At 36.9% G+C, this 18,472-nt stretch carries 10 protein-coding genes; 4 read left to right on the top strand and 6 right to left on the bottom strand.

Annotated elements, in window-relative coordinates; genetic code table 11:
• Positions 1-32 precede the first annotated feature (32 nt).
• Both dnaX and QLQ95_RS00195 read left to right on the top strand, forming a co-directional pair.
• Positions 33-1,118 (top strand): DNA polymerase III subunit gamma/tau, encoded by a 1,086-nt coding sequence (gene dnaX, locus QLQ95_RS00190; RefSeq protein ID WP_320491939.1) that lies wholly within the window; start codon positions 33-35, stop codon positions 1,116-1,118.
• A 266-nt stretch (positions 1,119-1,384) separates the two neighbouring features.
• Positions 1,385-1,801: a DNA polymerase III subunit gamma/tau gene (locus QLQ95_RS00195; protein ID WP_095930548.1), complete on the top strand. Its 417-nt coding sequence runs from the start codon at positions 1,385-1,387 to the stop codon at positions 1,799-1,801.
• Between the two features lie 123 nt (positions 1,802-1,924).
• Here the strand turns inward: QLQ95_RS00195 and QLQ95_RS00200 are convergent, their stop codons facing one another.
• From QLQ95_RS00200 to QLQ95_RS00225, 6 genes are all read right to left on the bottom strand, one after another.
• Positions 1,925-2,503 (bottom strand): NAD(P)H-dependent oxidoreductase, encoded by a 579-nt coding sequence (locus QLQ95_RS00200; RefSeq protein ID WP_095930547.1) that lies wholly within the window; start codon positions 2,501-2,503, stop codon positions 1,925-1,927.
• A gap of 202 nt (positions 2,504-2,705) precedes the next feature.
• A complete protein-coding gene (locus QLQ95_RS00205; RefSeq protein ID WP_095930546.1) occupies positions 2,706-3,266 on the bottom strand; it encodes a Crp/Fnr family transcriptional regulator in 561 nt (186 codons plus the stop codon).
• Positions 3,267-3,269: 3 nt separating this feature from the next.
• On the bottom strand, positions 3,270-3,851 hold the full coding sequence (locus tag QLQ95_RS00210) for a TMEM175 family protein (RefSeq protein ID WP_095930545.1): 582 nt from the start codon (positions 3,849-3,851) through the stop codon (positions 3,270-3,272).
• A gap of 13 nt (positions 3,852-3,864) precedes the next feature.
• Positions 3,865-4,755, bottom strand: coding sequence for a Ppx/GppA phosphatase family protein (locus QLQ95_RS00215; RefSeq protein WP_095930544.1), 891 nt, complete (start codon positions 4,753-4,755; stop codon positions 3,865-3,867).
• Positions 4,756-4,789: 34 nt separating this feature from the next.
• Complete coding sequence (gene ppk1 / locus QLQ95_RS00220; protein WP_172426925.1) at positions 4,790-6,868, bottom strand: polyphosphate kinase 1; 2,079 nt, start codon at positions 6,866-6,868, stop codon at positions 4,790-4,792.
• Positions 6,869-6,873: 5 nt separating this feature from the next.
• Positions 6,874-7,359 (bottom strand): SixA phosphatase family protein, encoded by a 486-nt coding sequence (locus QLQ95_RS00225; RefSeq protein ID WP_095930542.1) that lies wholly within the window; start codon positions 7,357-7,359, stop codon positions 6,874-6,876.
• Positions 7,360-7,855: 496 nt separating this feature from the next.
• Between QLQ95_RS00225 and QLQ95_RS00230 the strand changes: the two genes are divergently transcribed.
• Entirely contained in the window at positions 7,856-8,488 is a 633-nt protein-coding gene (locus QLQ95_RS00230) for a hypothetical protein (protein WP_482502130.1), read from the top strand.
• Between the two features lie 54 nt (positions 8,489-8,542).
• The gene (locus tag QLQ95_RS00235) at positions 8,543-18,457 is read left to right on the top strand and encodes a T9SS type B sorting domain-containing protein (protein WP_482502131.1); all 9,915 of its coding nucleotides are present in this window, start codon (positions 8,543-8,545) and stop codon (positions 18,455-18,457) included.
• Positions 18,458-18,472 lie beyond the last annotated feature (15 nt).

An 18,472-nucleotide genomic window follows, 5' to 3' on the forward strand; every position in this document is an offset into this window, starting at 1 on the left:
AGTCATATATTTGCTATCGAATAAAAAAGAATATGGAACAATTTGTAGTATCGGCACGTAAATATCGCCCGCAGACCTTTAAGGATGTTGTGGGGCAAAAAGCCATTACCAACACTTTGTTGAATGCTATAGAAACCAATCACTTAGCTTCTGCTCTTTTATTTACAGGACCACGTGGAGTTGGTAAAACTACCTGCGCCCGTATCTTGGCTCGAAAAATAAATCAGCCTGGATATGACGATCCTACTGAAGATTTTGCATTTAACGTTTTTGAGCTAGATGCTGCTTCAAACAACTCGGTTGATGATATTCGTAGCCTTATCGATCAGGTTCGAATCCCGCCACAAACTGGACAATACAAAGTATATATCATTGACGAGGTCCACATGTTGTCTTCGGCAGCTTTTAATGCTTTTCTTAAAACATTAGAGGAACCGCCAAAACACGCTATTTTCATTTTAGCAACAACAGAAAAACACAAAATCCTTCCAACGATTTTATCTCGTTGTCAGATTTTCGATTTTAAAAGAATTACAGTAAAAGATGCTAAAGAACATTTGGCAGATGTTGCTGAAAGTCAAGGAATCGTTTTTGAAGATGATGCACTGCATATTATTGCTCAAAAAGCAGATGGTGCAATGCGTGATGCTTTGTCTATTTTTGACCGTGTAGTTTCATATTGCGGAACAAATTTAACACGTCAGGCTGTAACTGAAAACCTAAACGTTTTAGATTACGAAACTTATATTTCGATTACCGATTTACTTTTAGAAAATGAAATTCCGAAGCTTTTATTGGCTTACAACGACATTCTAGCTAAAGGTTTTGACGGGCATCATTTTATTGCTGGTTTGGCTTCGCATTTTAGAGATTTATTGGTAAGTAAAACGCCTTCGACTATTGCTTTATTAGAAGTCGGAGAACAAGCGCAGCAAATGTATGCCATTCAATCGCAGAAATGTTCTCAGGAATTTTTATTAAAAGGAATTGACATTGCAAATGATTGCGATTTAAAATATAAATTAAGTCAGAATCAACGACTTTTAGTTGAATTATGCTTGATGCAATTGGCCTCTATCAACTTTGATGGAGAAAAAAAAAAGCTGAGCAATTCATAATTCCACCCGTTTACTTTAAAAACGGAGGTTATTCTATAGTTGAAGTTTCAAGTGTAAAACCCCAAACTCCAAGTTCGGAAGAAAAAAATAATGTCAATGCTACTTCAAATAGCAATGATAATCCTGTTGCTGTAAATATTACAAATACAGCACAAATTCCTGTTGAAACTCCAAAAGTTCAAACTCCAGAAGTTCCAAAAGCAGATACAAGCGGCGCTCCTAAAGTTTCTGCTTTTTCTCTTGCCAGTATCCGTAAGAAAAAAGAATTGGAAGCTAGCACAAAATCGTATGTTAAACCATCTTCTGTTTTACCAACTGAAGAGTTTAACGAAACCGATATGCGTCTTCATTGGAACAAATATGCGGAACGCTTAGGTCAAAAAGGACTTAAAATCATGGAATCGATTCTATTGATTAGTGATCCTGTTTTGAACGGTACAACAATTTCTTATGAATTGCCAAACGAAGGTTCAAAACTAGAATTTGAAAGTCAAATGAACGCTTTATTAGGGCATTTAAAAGGCCATTTACACAATCACGATATTACTATTGAAGTAATTGTAAATGAACAGGCTGAAATGAAACGAACTTACAACAACCAGGATCGTTATAATCGTTTCTTAGAAATCAATCCAAACATCGAGCTTTTGCGTTCAACATTTGGATTAGATTTGAAGGATTAATTTTTTTGTTGGCCACGAATTTCTCGAATTTTCACGAATTTTTTTTCTTTCTTAAAACTGTTTAATAATTTATTGAATTTGCTTTGCCCATTCGCTATCGCTCGAGTCGCAGCAAATAAAAAACTATCTATTTTTTAGTCCGAAATTGTAGACTTTATCTAGCCATTTTTTTTTTTGTTCTTCCTTAGAACCTTTTATAATTCCGATGTAGCTTACTTTAACTGGTTTTACACCGCAGAATTCTAAAGTTGATTTTTTTAATTGATTAACACTTGGTCTTCCAAAAAAGAAACGATAATACCAGCTTGGCTGATCTAGGGTCGTAATGATGTGAGCTGTTTTGCCTTTTAATAATTTATCCCACCAAACTGAATTTTCGCGGTATTGAAAAGCCATTCCAGGCAAAAACAAACGATCGATAAATCCTTTCGTTATCGCTGGAAGCCCGCCCCACCAAACGGGATGAATCCAAACTAGATGATCTGCTCTTTTTATTTTCTCCCAAGATTCCAATAAATCCGGTTCTAAATCGGTTCGTTTTTGATAACCGAATTTCAGATTTGGATTGAAGTTTAAATTGGCAATTGTGATGGCTTCTACTTGCGCACCAGAAGCAATTGCACCTTTTTGATACGATTCGGCTATTCCGAAATTGAAGCTTTCGGCATTTGGGTGTCCGTTTATTATTAGTATTTTTTTCATCTGAAAATGTTTTATCAAAAATACTACTAGTATACTTTATTTTACTGGACAAATGTCCTATTCTTTTTTTTCACGCAGATTTTGCAGATAAAGGAGATTTTGAAGACTGTCAAGATTTGCGCAGATTTTAATATCAGAATAAATAGAAATAAAAAAAATCTGCTTAGATCATTTTAAATCTGCGTGAAACAAAATTCAAAGTTTATAAAACAGCTTTTCTAATTCTGCTTAAATGTCTTGGTGTAATTCCTAAATAAGAAGCTAAATATTGCAACGGAATTAATTGAATATACTTTTGATGATTCTGGCGAAGTTCTTCGTAACGCTGTGCTCCAGATAATTTCTGAAAAGAAATCATTCTTTTATGCAGGTTTACAAATTCTAATTCGGTTAATTTTCTGCCCGTTTCTTGCCAATTGAATCCTGATTGATAGAGTTTTTCTAAAGCTTTTCGGTCTAGAATTTGCAATTCTGTATCGGTTAAAGCCTGAATATTTTCCTCTGCTTTTTCTTCGGTAATAAAACTGGCGAAAGAAGCCATAAACTCATTTTCGAAAGCAAAACAATTGGTAATTTCGTCTCCTTTATGATTGACAAAAAAGGAACGCAGAATTCCTTTTTCAATAAAAACTATTTCATTGCAAACCTGATTTTCAGTCAATAAAAGTTCCCCTTTTTTCAATGTGCGAAATGTAATTAAATCGTCTAAAAGACTTAATTCGTCAGCAGAGAAATCTTGAATGGACTGAAAAACAGATTTCATAAATTATTCATTTGAAGCAAAAATATTCTCGATTCTTTTGTCTGGAATAAGCCATAACATTGCAACTGTAAAGTAAGCGGCTCCAGAAATCCACTGATTGTAAAATGCAGTAACAATTCCGATTACGTATAAAACTAAGGATATTTTTCCTTTATAATCTTTTTTAAGTACTCTTCTTAAAGCAGAATTTTTTCCTTCGCTGCACATAATGGTATATTGCAAAATAATGTAGGAGATTGCAGAAAGAAGCAGCACAACGCCATACATTGTCATTGCAGCCTTTTCAAAATTATGTTCTCCCATCCAAGCGGTAGAAACTGGGATTAAAGAAAGCCAAAACAAAAAGTGCAGATTGCTCCATAAGATTTTTCCGTTTACCCTTAATAATCCATGAAGCAAATAGTGGTGATTATTCCAATATATCCCAACATAAATAAAGCTCAAAATATAACTTAAAAACTTCGGTATAAGCGGTTTTAAATCTGCAAATTGATGTCCTTCTGGCGCTTTAATTTCCAAAATCATAATCGTAATAATGATTGCCAAAACGCCATCACTAAAAGCTTCTAGTCTGCCTTTATTCATTAAAAAAATAGTATTAAATTTTACCGTAGTACATTGCTTTTACGATACCATCAGAAAGTCCGATTTTAGGCACATAAATCTGGCGTGCACCACTCCATTTCATCGCGTTCAGATAGATACGAGTGGCATGGATAATTACGTCGGCACGGTCAGAATTCAGACCTAATTCGGCGATTCTCTGTTCGTAAGTCAACGAATTTAAAAATGCATACTGCGAGTTAACATAAATGTACGAAAGCGGTTTTTCCTGCTGTTTTCCAGACATTTTAAACAATTTATTGATGTTTCCTCCAGAACCTATCAGTGTTACCTCATCGTAATCGGCTGTATTGGTTTTAATCCATTTTTCGATCTCATCCCAAACTGAATCATGAACCATATTATTCAGTAAACGAACAGTTCCCGCTTTGAAAGATCTTGAAGTAATCATTTTTCCGTCAGAGAATAAGGTAAACTCGGTACTTCCACCTCCAACATCCACAAAAAGATAGGTTTCGTCCGATTTAATTAAATGATGCAAATCTGTAGAAGCAATAATTGCGGCTTCTTTTTTACCGTCGATTATCTCGATTTTAATGTCGGCTTTTTTCTTAATTAAAGCCACCACTTCTTTGGCATTATAGGCTTCGCGCATTGCAGAAGTTGCAAATGCCATATAACGCTCTACTTTATGTACTTTCATCAAAAGGTTGAATGCTTTCATGGCATCAATCATTCGATCTATATTTTCTGGTGAAATTTCTCCAACTGTAAAGGCATCTTGTCCTAAACGAATTGGTACACGAACAAGGGAACTTTTGTTAAACTGCGGTTCTTTGCCTTCTTGTTCCACAACGTTAGCGATCAAAAGCCTCATGGCATTCGAACCGATATCTATCGCTGCAAACTTCCTAATATTAATCATGCTCACTTTATGATTTGAAAATTGGTATTTATTATTAATTTACTTTTTGAGGAACCTCTTCTAATATGGCTACTTTATTCTGATAATATTTATAGGTTTCAAATTGTGCTCTAAATGGGGCATGATGATTTTTCGGCTTATATTTATTATCTAATTTGTATGAATGATATCTTACTTTTACGTTTCCTTTCCACGCAATATTAAAGTTATCAATCAATTCTTTCTTAATTTCTAGGTCATAAATTGGACAAGTTACCTCTACTCTTCCGTCAAGGTTTCTAGTCATAAAATCGGCAGACGAAATGTATACTTCGGTTAAACCTGCGTTTCCGAAAATGTAAACTCTCGAATGCTCCAAGTAATTGTCTACAATGCTTATTGCTTCTATGTTTTCACTCATTCCTGGAATTCCTGGAATTAAAGAGCAAATCCCTCTTACTTGAAGCTGGATTTTTACTCCTGCATTACTTGCTTCGTACAATTTATCGATCATTTTAAAATCGGATAAACTATTCATTTTTAATTTGATGTGTGTTTTTCTACCCGCAAGAGCATGTAGAATTTCACGATCAATCAGTTTTATAAATTTAGTCCTTGTATAATGAGGAGAAACAATTAAATGCTTGTATCTATGAACTCTATAATTGATATCGAAAAACTCAAATATTTTTGAGGTGTCTTTTAATATTCCTTGATGGCAAGTTAAAAGCGTTACGTCGGTATAGATTTTGGCTGTAGATTCGTTGAAGTTTCCAGTTGAAATGAATCCGTAACGGCGGTTTTTACCTTCTTCTAATCTTTCGATTACACAAATTTTACTGTGAACTTTTAATCCTTTAATACCAAAAATAAGTTCAATGCCTTCTGTCTGCATTTGTTCTGCATAAGAGATATTCGAAGCTTCATCAAAACGTGCCTGAAGTTCGATTTGCACTACTACTCTTTTGCCATTTTTAGCCGCATTTATTAGAGAACTAATTACTTGCGAATTTTTAGCTAAACGATATAAGGTTATTTTGATGCTTGTAACTTTTGGGTCTAAAGCAGCTTCACGCAAAAATTTGGTCAAATAAGAAAACGACTGATAGGGTGCATGAACTAAATAGTCTTTTTTACTGATTTTTTCTAAAATACTACCTTCTAAACTTAAACCAGGAACTGGCATAGGTTCATTTGGTTTGTATAATAAATCGTATCTGCCAAGGTTTGGAAAACTCATATAATCGCGACGATTATGGTATCTTCCTCCTGGAATTATACTATCTGTTTCTACAATTTTCATTTTATCTAAGAAAAACTGGAGCGTATCTTCTTCAATTAAATTATCGTAAATAAAACGAACAGGCTCTCCAATACGACGGTCTTTTACAGAAGAAGCAATTTTTTCGAGCATACTTTTACTCAAATCACTATCTATATCTAATTGTGCATCGCGGGTAATTTTGATCATGTGGGCAGAAACACTCTTATAATCAAATATATTAAAGATGTTTTTCAGTTTGAAACGAATAACATCATCAATTAAAATAACATATTGTTTTTCGTCCTCAGAAGGAAGCACAACAAACCTATTGATGGTTTTTGGAATTTCTATTAAAGCATAGCGGACCTCATCATTAGCCAATTCTAAACGAACAGCCAGATAGCCTAAAGTGTCTTTAAGAATAGGGAAAACGGCTAGATCATTTAAAATGATGGTTACTAACTCTGGGCTTAATTTTTGGTTATAAAAATCTTTTAAGAAACACTCTTGTTTTGGTGTAATCTGTGTTTCATTTATAATAAAAATATTCTCAGACTCAAGCTCCGCTTCAATATTGCCGAGAATACGTAAACTTTCAGATTGTTGCTGAATTACGATTTCGGTAATATCTTTAATCAATTGATGAGCAGAAATACCACCTAAATATTTTTCGCCAGAAATACCCGAGAGGCTTAATCGCCGAATGGCCGCGTATCGAACTCTAAAAAATTCGTCTAAATTGTTTGAAAAAATTCCAACAAAACGCAGTCTGTCTAAAAGTGGCACCGTATTATCTGCAGCTTCTTGAAGTACTCTTGCATTAAACGCTAACCAGCTTTTTTCTCTATCGATATATTTCTGTTCGTACACTGTAATTATTTTAAATCTTTGGGGAAAATAGTTTTATGTGTTTTGCCCTTATGGATTGTATCCCAACTGTCGGCATCAAATTGCAATGATACGAAGCCCGAAGTTGGAACATTCTCTATAAAAACATCCCCAAATTTATTAACAAAATTTGTAATAGCCTCGTTATGTCCGAAAAGAATAACGCTTTCAAAACTATTATCACACGATTTAATAACTTTTTCGAGTTGTTTTTCATCAAAAGTGTATAAATCATCTCTAAAAATAATACTTTCTAAAGGATAAGATATGTTTTGCGCAAAAATTAAAGCAGTTTCTGAGGCTCTCGCAGCTGTACTGCTCCACATTATATATGTTTTAGGTAGATACTCTGAAATATTTAATGAAACATCATGCGCGTCCAAAATTCCCCTTTTCATTAACGGACGATCAAAATCTTTTAATGGTGCTTCCCAGCTAGATTTGGCATGACGAATTAAAATAAGATTTTTCATAAACAGCAGAATTTAAAAACCTGAATTGCAGGCTATTTTTAATTAAGTTCTAATTTACAAAAGAAATTTTAAACCTTCTCCTTTTTTTATTTCTGTTAACATTATAACGAAATTTTAACAAGAATAAACAATTCGCAATCTGTTAACAATTACAAAATTATAGAAAACCAAAAATCACATTTTATGTACTTCATCTATAAAATTAGTATTTAGTCGATAATGTGACAGTTCGTAATATTTTAACTAAATATTTGATTATTAGCTATTTATACTATTGCAAATAAACCATTTTCAACTAATAAATCAAAAAAATGTACGAAAAAATTTCAATTTTTAGAGTTAAAAAAAAGCGTTTTTGAGTCAATTTTTGACAAAAAAACAACACTTCAACGAGTTTTTAGGTTAGTTATAGATAAAAAAATAATATTAGAAAAACTCTAATATAACTTTGATTCTGTTAAAATTTCATAAATACTTTAAAACTAAATCTTAAGTTATGAAAACAAAATCTACTCTTGAAAAAGCAGTAAAATTTGTAAGCAATTGTAAGTTTATTTTTTTCTCGAAGAAAAATATCTTTAGCAAAAACATTTTTAATCTGCTTTGCTTATTAATTACTTCAGTTGCATTTTCGCAAGCTGGTTCGTGTAATTCTGAAATAACTATTGACGGAGAGAATTATCAAAAGTACAATGGTTTTGAAGTTTCGTTTTTACTGCAAGTTAAAAATACTGGAAGTAATACGGATACTTATCAATTATCTGCTGAGAACTTTTCAAATTTTCCAGAAAACCCTGATGGCAGTACTACAAAAAGCAATGTTTTAATGAACAATAGACTGGAGAGCAAAAATTATGCTCCCCTGAATAAAACACTTACACTTTCTCCAGGAGAAACGGCTGAGTTTTATGTAAAACTAAGCTTGGCTGATATTTCTACACTCGATCAATGGAACGGCACTTCGGTCACAGTAACTTCTACCACTTGCCCGGACAGCAAAAGCCAAACTATTGTTCATACCTATATTCCCCCAAAAAAGACAAAAGGTATTGGATTTACTTTGCCAGTATTAGATCTGAAAAATAAAACAACTCCCAAAACATTAAGTGCTTTTTACTACTCTATGTAGGTGCAAATCGTTTTCAGTTAGTTAAAATATTATATCAATATTAAACATTTTAATATGAAAAACTTTACTTTCGAAAAAAGAATAAAAATCCTTCTAAGTTTTCTATTAAGCATTTTGTTTCTTAATGTTTATGCTGGAGAAGGAAGCAAACAAACAACTCCTGACATTAATCATAGGGCTTCACTTGCGATAAACAATAGCACTTATGGAAGTTTTGGTAGATATGGTTCGACAGATGCACAGCGATTGTATATTCGAATTCAAAACCCAAATAGCGAAAAAGTATATTTAGGTTTTAGCAGAGCTAGAAGATCAAGTCCAACTGGCACTGAAATTAATTCTAGATTTAGAATCATAAGACCTGATGGAAGTGTAGCATATGCAAACTACACTTTGGATGGTACCTCATCGAACATATCAGGTACTGAGGCCCAAAAACTTGTAAGAGCTCAAAATGGTCCAAATGGTATCGACGGAGTTATTTCTGCTGGATATACTCCTATAGTTTTTAACCCAAATGGCATGCCTGCTGGTGATTACTATATCGAATTTGAGAGCTCAACTGATGGTAGCAGTACTGAAATTTACTATAACTATTACGATATTACAGTTGCCAATAGTTCAAACAAATCAATTCCTGGACGTATTTACTCAAAACGCTGGGCTTTTGCTATGGATGATGTTGATACTGACTTTAATGGCGCTTTTTATGTTTTTGCTCCAGATAACGGTTCTACAACTGGGGCCGTTACTCAAAACGGTTTTGTAAATAAAATCAATTTTAATGGTGCTGGTTTCAGACCTTGGTATTTCAATGTGGCTTTTAATAATACAGGCCCAGGAAATTCAGGAAATGCAGCTAATGATCAAAAAAGTATTTATAATGCACCGAATGCTACGCAAATGAGTCCAAAATATGAGGTCTTCCTAAATGATCCTGATATTAATATATGGAAAAATGGAACTTATAACGGTAACATACAAATTAACGGAATTACCAATTGCGGTATTGGCGAAAGCAATATAAACATTAGTGTTTTTAAAAGCGGAACTATCGAAATACTTCTTGACTTTAACGGTGGAGATGGAATTTATACTCCAGGCACAAAAGATGTATTAACTACCCAAACAGTTACAGCATCGGGAGCTCCTCCTTATGCCGTAAGTGTTCCTTGGAATGGAAAAGATGGTTTAGGAAACACTATCGCACAAGGCACCTCAATACCAATAGTCGTTACTTTTGGACAAGCTGCTTTCCATTTCCCGATATATGATGTAGAAGAAAATCAATATGGTTTCTCCTGTACAACGGTTAGACCTGCGGCTCCATCTGGATATGTTTTAAAATTCTACTGGGACGACAGCAATATTACTTATACTGGAGGTACTTTTGACGCCAAAGTAAATCTTACTGGCTGTACACCAAATGGTACTCCTCCAAGCAATTGCCATAGATGGAATGGGTTTAATGACAATAATAATAGCTCGCCTCAATATGGAAATTTAAATACCATCAATACTTGGTGGTATGCCAATCGAGACTTTGTAACTTCTAATATCGTTTTGCCACCATTCTACACTGTTGCACTAGGAACAACAAGCAATGTTACTTGTTTTGGCGGTAATGATGGTAAAATTCAGATTAATGTAACAAACGGAACGGGTCCGTTTAAGTATTACATTAACGGAGAAACAACCGTAAATACTTTACAAAGTTTACCTGCTGGAACTTACAATATCAAAGTTGTTGATGCAAATGGATGTTCTGCAAATATAAATGGCGTTGTAATTACACAACCTGCCGCTGCAGTAACCGTTGCCAAAACGTCTCAAACTGATGTATTGTGTTTTGGAGCTTCAACTGGAGCTATTAATATAACAGCCTCTGGAGGTGTAGCGCCTTATACTTATGACTGGGCAGATCTTACAGGAACAACTGATCCTGAAGACAGAACTGGACTTATTGCCGGAACATATACCGTAACCGTAAAAGATTCTAAAGGATGTACTTCTGCGCCTCTTACCGTTACAATCACACAATCAGGTTCAGCAGTAGCTGTGGCTAAAACTTCCCAAACTGATGTATTGTGCTTTGGCTCTTCAACAGGGGCAATCAACATAACAGCATCTGGAGGTGTAGCACCTTATACTTACGACTGGGCTGATCTTGCAGGAACCACTGATCCTGAAGACAGAACAGCATTGCCTGCAGGAACTTATACTGTAACCGTGAAAGATGCAAACGGATGTTCTGCCGCGCCTCTTGCCGTTACTATAACACAGCCTGCTTCAGCAGTAACCGTTGCCAAAACATCTCAAACTGATGTATTATGTTTTGGAGCTTCAACTGGAGCTATTAATATAACAGCCTCTGGAGGTGTCGGACCTTATACTTATGACTGGGCAGATCTTACAGGAACAACCGATCCTGAAGACAGAACTGGACTTATTGCCGGAACATACACAGTAACCGTAAAAGACGCAAACGGATGTTCTGCAGCGCCTCTTGCCGTTACAATTACACAGCCTGCTTCAGCAGTAGCTGTGGCTAAAACTTCACAAACCGACGTATTATGCTTTGGATCATCAACTGGAGCTATTAACATAACAGCTTCTGGAGGTGTAGCGCCTTATACTTACGATTGGGCTGATCTTGCGGGAACTAATGATACTGAAGATAGAACAGCATTGCCTGCAGGAACTTACACCCTAACCGTGAAAGACGCAAACGGATGTTCTGCAGCGCCTCTTGCCGTTACAATTACACAGCCTGCTTCAGCAGTAGCCGTGGCTAAAACTTCTCAGACTGATGTATTATGCTTTGGTGCTTCAACAGGAGCTATTAACATAACAGCTTCTGGAGGGGTTGCTCCTTATACGTACGACTGGGCTGATATTGCGGGAACCAATAATCCTGAAGACAGAACAGCATTGCCTGCAGGGACTTACACCGTAACTGTGAAAGATGCAAACGGATGTTCGGCAGCTCCTCTTGCCGTAACCATTACACAGCCTTCTTCAGCAGTAGCGGTAGCTAAAACGTCTCAGACTGATGTATTGTGCTTTGGCTCTTCAACTGGAGCTATTAACATAACAGCTTCTGGAGGTGTTGCGCCTTATACGTACGATTGGTCTGATCTTGCAGGAATCACTGATCCTGAAGACAGAACTGGACTTATTGCAGGAACTTACACTGTAACTGTGAAAGATGCAAACGGATGTTCTGCCGCACCTCTTGCCGTTACAATTACACAGCCTGCTTCAGCTGTAGCTGTGGCTAAAACTTCCCAGACTGATGTATTGTGCTTTGGCTCTTCAACAGGAGCAATCAACATAACAGCTTCTGGAGGTGTAGCGCCTTATACCTACGACTGGGCCGATCTTGCGGGAACCACTGATCCTGAAGACAGAACTGGACTTATTGCAGGAACTTACACCGTAACCATGAAAGATGCAAACGGATGTTCTGCAGCGCCTCTTGCCGTTACAATTACACAGCCTGCTTCAGCAGTAGCTGTGGCTAAAACTTCACAAACCGACGTATTGTGCTTTGGCGCTTCAACAGGAGCAATAAATATAACAGCTTCTGGAGGTGTAGCGCCTTATACTTACGACTGGGCTGATCTTGCGGGAACTAATGATACTGAAGACAGAACAGCATTGCCTGCAGGAACTTATACTGTAACCGTGAAAGATGCAAACGGATGTTCTGCCGCGCCTCTTGCCGTTACTATAACACAGCCTGCTTCAGCAGTAACCGTTGCCAAAACATCTCAAACTGATGTATTATGTTTTGGAGCTTCAACTGGAGCTATTAATATAACAGCTTCTGGAGGTGTAGCGCCTTATACTTACGATTGGGCCGATCTTGCGGGAACCACTGATCCTGAAGACAGAACCGGACTTATTGCAGGAACTTACACCGTAACCGTTAAAGACGCAAACGGATGTTCTGCAGCGCCTCTTGCCGTTACAATTACACAGCCTGCTTCAGCAGTAGCTGTGGCTAAAACTTCACAAACCGACGTATTATGCTTTGGATCATCAACTGGAGCTATTAACATAACAGCTTCTGGAGGTGTAGCGCCTTATACTTACGATTGGGCTGATCTTGCGGGAACTAATGATACTGAAGACAGAACAGCATTGCCTGCAGGAACTTACACCCTAACCGTGAAAGACGCAAACGGATGTTCTGCAGCGCCTCTTGCCGTTACAATTACACAGCCTGCTTCAGCAGTAGCCGTGGCTAAAACTTCTCAAACTTATGTATTGTGTTTTGGCTCTTCAACAGGGGTAATCAACATAACAGCTTCTGAAGGTGTAGCGCCTTATACTTACGATTGGGCCGATCTTGCAGGAACCACTGATCCTGAAGACAGAACCGGACTTATTGCAGGAACTTATACTGTAACCGTGAAAGATGCAAACGGATGTTCTACTGCACCTCTTTCTGTAACCATAACACAGCCAGGTGCTGCTTTATCATGCTCTGTTGTACAAAATAAACCAGTGACTTCAAATGGTTTAAGCAATGGTGAGGCAACTGTAACTCCAATTGGGGGTACTCCTACTTACACTTACTTATGGGATAATGGAGAAAATACACCTAAAGCAGTAGCTTTAAATGCAGGAACACATAGCGTAAAAGTTACGGATGCAAATGGCTGCTTTACAGAATGTACTGTTTTAATTACAGAACCTAATGTACTTTCATGTAGTATTTCGCAAGATAGCGCTGTAAAATGTTATGGAGGAAATACTGGTAAAGCGACGGTAACAGCTGTGGGCGGTAACGGAGAGTATACTTACCTTTGGGATAATGATGAAACAACTGCACAAGCAGTTGCTTTAACAGCAGGTTTACATTCTGTAAAAGTTACTGACAAATTAGGATATACTACAACATGCGAAATAACAATTGGTCAGCCTCAAGCTGCTTTAAGCGCAACAACAACGCAAGTTAATGTAGCTTGTGGAGGTGGAACAACAGGTTCTGCAACTGTTATACCATCTGGCGGAACAAGTCCTTACACTTACTCTTGGGATACTAATCCTGTTCAGACAGATGCTACAGCTACAGGACTAAAAGCTGGAACTTATAATGTTACGGTTAAAGATGCTAACTTATGTACTATCGTAAAAACTGTAATTATTATCGATGGAGATTCTGTTATACCAGTTATAGATCCACTACCTGAAGTTTCTACTATCAATTGTCCAGCAGAACCTGTTTTTGCACAAGCAACAGCAACTGACGACAGTGGAACGATCTCTTCATTGACTTATGAAGATACTACTACAGAAGGAAATTGTGCTGGAACTTATACCAAAACAAGAACATGGACTGCGAAAGATGCTTGTGGAAATGTTTCTCTTCCTGTAAGTCAAACCATAATTGTGCAAGACAATTCTGCTCCAACTTGGACAACTCAAGCCGCATCTTTAGACAAAACTATAGAATGCAGTGACGAACAGGCTTTAGCAAATGCTCAATCTTTATTCCCAATAGCTAATGATACTTGTGACAGTGATGTTTCTAATATCACTAAAGTAAGCGGACAGTTTGTAGCTTCTGAAGGATGCGGAAACGCAGGAACGTATACTAACACTTGGACTGTAAAAGACGATTGCGGAAATACTTCTGAAACTTTTACTCAGATAATTACAATTCAGGATACAACTGCGCCAACATGGACTACTCAAGCTGGCACTTTAAACGCAACTTTAGAGTGCAGTGACACAGAAGGACTTACGGCTGCTCAGGCTCAATTCCCAATTGCTTCTGACTTATGCGATACTGATGTTTCTAACATTACTAAAGTAAGCGGACAGTTTGTAGCATCTGAAAACTGTGGAAACGCCGGAACTTATACCAACACTTGGACTGTAAAAGATGACTGCGGAAATACTTCTGAAACTTTCACTCAGATAATTACAATTCAGGATACAACTGCTCCAACATGGACTACTCAAGCTAGCACTTTAAACGCAACTTTAGAGTGCAGTGACACAGAAGGACTTGCTGCTGCTCAGGCTCAATTCCCAATTGCTTCTGACTTATGCGATACTGATGTTTCTAATATCACTAAAGTAAGCGGACAGTTTACAGCTTCTGAAGGATGCGGAAATGCAGGAACTTACACCAACACTTGGACTGTAAAAGACGATTGCGGAAATACTTCTGAAACTTTCACTCAAATAATTACAATTCAGGATACAACTGCGCCAACATGGACTACTCAAGCTGGCACTTTAAACGCAACTTTAGAGTGTAGCGATACAGAAGGACTTGCTGCTGCTCAGGCTCAATTCCCAATTGCTTCTGACTTATGCGATACTGATGTTTCTAATATCACTAAAGTAAGCGGACAGTTTGTAGCATCTGAAAACTGTGGAAATGCAGGAACTTACACCAACACTTGGACAGTAAAAGACGATTGCGGAAATACTTCTGAAACTTTCACTCAGACAATTACAATTCAGGATACTACAAAACCTGCTTTTGTTGGCGAATTGCCTTCAGATATTACAGTTTCTTGTGATGCAGTTCCAGAGCCATTTAATATGGAAGCTTCTGATAATTGCAATGGAGACTTGCCAATTGTTTTCAGCGAAACAAAAAGCGATATTAAAAACGAATGCGGTACTGAATATACCTTAACTCGTAACTGGTCAACAAGTGATTGTGGAGGAAATTCAATTTCTTATACTCAAATTATTACAGTAAGAGATACAACACCTCCAACAGGTACTGCACCAGCAGATGTTGCTAATCTGCAAAATGCGGCAGACATTCCAGCAGGAAGCCCAGAAGACATAAAAGATGCGGCTGATAACTGTAGTGGAACGATAAATATTACTGTAAACGACACTAACAATGGAGGAACTGGATGTAATGGAGAATCTTACATTTTAACTAGAACTTATACGCTAACAGATTGTGCAGGAAATAAAACTGAATTGGTACAAACTTTTACAGTTGAAAATAAAGTTTCTGTGAGCGGTATAGCTACCAATGTAAGCTGTAAAGGAGAAAGCAACGGTTCGATAGCAGTTACTAGCAGTCCTGGAGCTACGGTAGTGATTACAAATCAAAATAATGAGGTCGTTGGAAATACTAATTTACCAGCTGGAACATATACACTTACTGCAACCTCTGTAGTAAATGGTGAGAACCAAACTTGTACAGCAACTGCAACAGTTGTGATTACAGAGCCAGATTATAGAGTTAAAATGTCTGGACAAATCATAAATGTAGATACGAATGCTCCAATTGCAAATGTACCTGTGACATTGATTCCGCAAGGAACAACTACTGGTCCAATACAAATGCGTATTACTGGTGCTGATGGAATGTACAGTTTTACAGGAATGCCTGCCGGAAGCTATTTGGTACAAGTTCAAGATGCTAATTTAAATAGTGCACATCAACTATATCCTGTTGATTCAAGCTTGTTCTTTACTACTCTTGAAGAATGTGCTTTCCAAGTTCATAACTTTGAATACGGAAAATCGAACCTTCCAGTTCTTGGAGATTATGTTTGGTATGATCTTAACAATAACGGAATTCAAGATGAATGGTACGATGCCAATAATGATGGAGTGGTGACCAAAAACATTCCAGATTCAAATGGTTCTATTGACTATAGCCAATGGGAATGGATTGACCTTAACGGAGACGGAAGCTATACTGGCCCACAAAACAATGGCGAATTAAATGCCGCAGGTTTTGGAAATGCGTTAAGTGCCAATGTAATAATCGATGGTCCAAACGGATATCATGAAGAAGTTATAGTAGGTATCGAAGGATTCTGGAGAGATCGTCCAGAGACAGCAAATCCTTATGGAGACTATACAATCAAATTGGTTAGAGATGCCAACTTTGATGCCGTGGCTGCTGCTTTAGGAGCAACTGGTTTAGTAAAAGTTCTTCCATCAATATCTGGAAAAAACATAACTGCTAAAACAAGCAAATTGCAATTGCATACCGTTTGTACAACAACAACAGACAGTGGTTATATCGTAACGGTAACTCCAGAAGATTTGGTTCATTTAGATGCCGACTTTGGTGTAAGCTGTAAAGATTACAAAGATATTGTTGCCAACGATGATAATGCTGGTCCAATTGCAGGTGTAAACCATACTACAACTAATGTATTAAATGTATTGCCAAATGATACTTTAGAAGGAAATGCCATAACTGCATCTGATGTTATTATTACAACTGTAACACCAAACGAGTTTTTACAGTTAAATCCTGATGGTTCTGTTGATGTACTACCAAATGCTCCTGTAGGAACATTAACAATGGTATATCAAATTTGCGAAGCTGATCAAACAGACAACTGCGACACTGCAACAGTTACAGTTACAATTGAAGCTCCAGTAATGACCGTTACAGCAACTTCAATATGTGTTAATGATGTTCCATATATTGATTATGTAGTAACAGCAGTAAACTTCACTCCTGTAAATGGTGTAACCATTGCTTGGGCAGACGGCAACAACAATGTCGTAACAACAATGAACAATTTACCATTAAGCGGTCGTGTATTGTGGCCAGGAGCGGTTGTAGACGAGCAAGGAAAAGGAATCGATTGGCCAGGCTGGATTTTTGAAAACAACAGATGGATTGAAGGAGCAGATGGATTTGAAAAATTACGTCCAACTACCAATGTAACTTTCACTGTTAATCCAAGTGAGACTATTACAATTAGTTATCCACCTGCAGATCCTTATTGTACTGCAAGACCAACATTTGCAATAGTGGCTAATGATGATACTCCTGCACCAATAACAGCAAGTGCAACGCAAACTACTGTAGGCAACGTTTTAACTAACGATACATTAAATGGTAGCCCAGTAAATATAAATGATGTAACACTAACCACAACTATTTCGGATCCAAAAGGTTCAATATCTATTAATCCTGATGGAACTATAAGTGTTGCACCAAACACACCAGGCGGTACATACACTTTGACTTATCAAATCTGCGAAAAAGCCGATTTTGGAAATTGTGATACCGCAATTGTAACAGTAGTAGTTCTTGATCCGCCAGCACCACCTACTCCAGTAGTAGCGAATGATGACAACTTCAATAATATTGGATGTAATTCTTTTGGATTAGTAGGCAATGTATTGAGTAATGATGTAAAAGGAATAACTCGCGCATCACTTGAATTAGTAAACTTTACACTTCTTACAGAAGGTAACAATACTAAAACAGATCCAAACATTACTATTGACAATTCTGGAAACGTAAATGTATCCAGTCTAACACCTGCCGGCACTTATACTTATAGCTATAGAATCTGCGATAAATTAAGTTCTGAAAATTGTGACACTGCAACGATTACTATTATAGTAGTTCCAAATGGTGTTACTGAAACCAGATCGACAGCATGTAACGATGATTCAACATTGGTTAACTTAAGTAGCCTACTTCCTGAAGGAAGCCCTACAACAGGAGTTTGGCAAGATAGAAACAATACCAATGCGTTACAAGGAGGCATTCTTAATCCGTTTGGTTTAGCATTAGGCAATTACGTTTTTGAATATGTAATAGCAGATCAAAACTGTCCAAGAAGCATAGTTTTAAACATGGAAATCAATGATGATTGTAAAGTCTTAGCTTGTGGTGATGTGTTAGTGCATAACGCTTTCTCTCCTAATGGTGATAACATGAACGATTTCTTCAAAATTGACAATATTGATGAACTAACTTGTTATCCAGGCAATACTGTTGAAATATATAATCGCTGGGGAATTCTAGTTTTTGAAACTTCAAATTATAACAATACAACAAATGCTTTTGATGGAACTTCACGAGGAAGAACAACTGTTAAGCAATCTGACGGACTACCAACTGGAACCTATTTTTACATTATTACGTATAAATCTCTAGATGGAAACAACAATGTTCAAGATCATAAACTAGACGGGTATTTATATTTATCTAGATAGCAATTAGAATACGCT

Source organism: Flavobacterium sp. B330r (assembly GCF_056824325.1).

Coding starts and splice junctions, on each gene's coding strand:
- QLQ95_RS00200 (WP_095930547.1), bottom strand. CDS start 2,503: ATGAAAAAAATACTAATAATAAACGGACACCCAAATGCCGAAAGCTTC.
- QLQ95_RS00205 (WP_095930546.1), bottom strand. CDS start 3,266: ATGAAATCTGTTTTTCAGTCCATTCAAGATTTCTCTGCTGACGAATTA.
- dnaX (WP_320491939.1), top strand. CDS start 33: ATGGAACAATTTGTAGTATCGGCACGTAAATATCGCCCGCAGACCTTT.
- QLQ95_RS00215 (WP_095930544.1), bottom strand. CDS start 4,755: ATGATTAATATTAGGAAGTTTGCAGCGATAGATATCGGTTCGAATGCC.
- QLQ95_RS00230 (WP_482502130.1), top strand. CDS start 7,856: ATGAAAACAAAATCTACTCTTGAAAAAGCAGTAAAATTTGTAAGCAAT.
- QLQ95_RS00235 (WP_482502131.1), top strand. CDS start 8,543: ATGAAAAACTTTACTTTCGAAAAAAGAATAAAAATCCTTCTAAGTTTT.
- QLQ95_RS00225 (WP_095930542.1), bottom strand. CDS start 7,359: ATGAAAAATCTTATTTTAATTCGTCATGCCAAATCTAGCTGGGAAGCA.
- QLQ95_RS00210 (WP_095930545.1), bottom strand. CDS start 3,851: ATGAATAAAGGCAGACTAGAAGCTTTTAGTGATGGCGTTTTGGCAATC.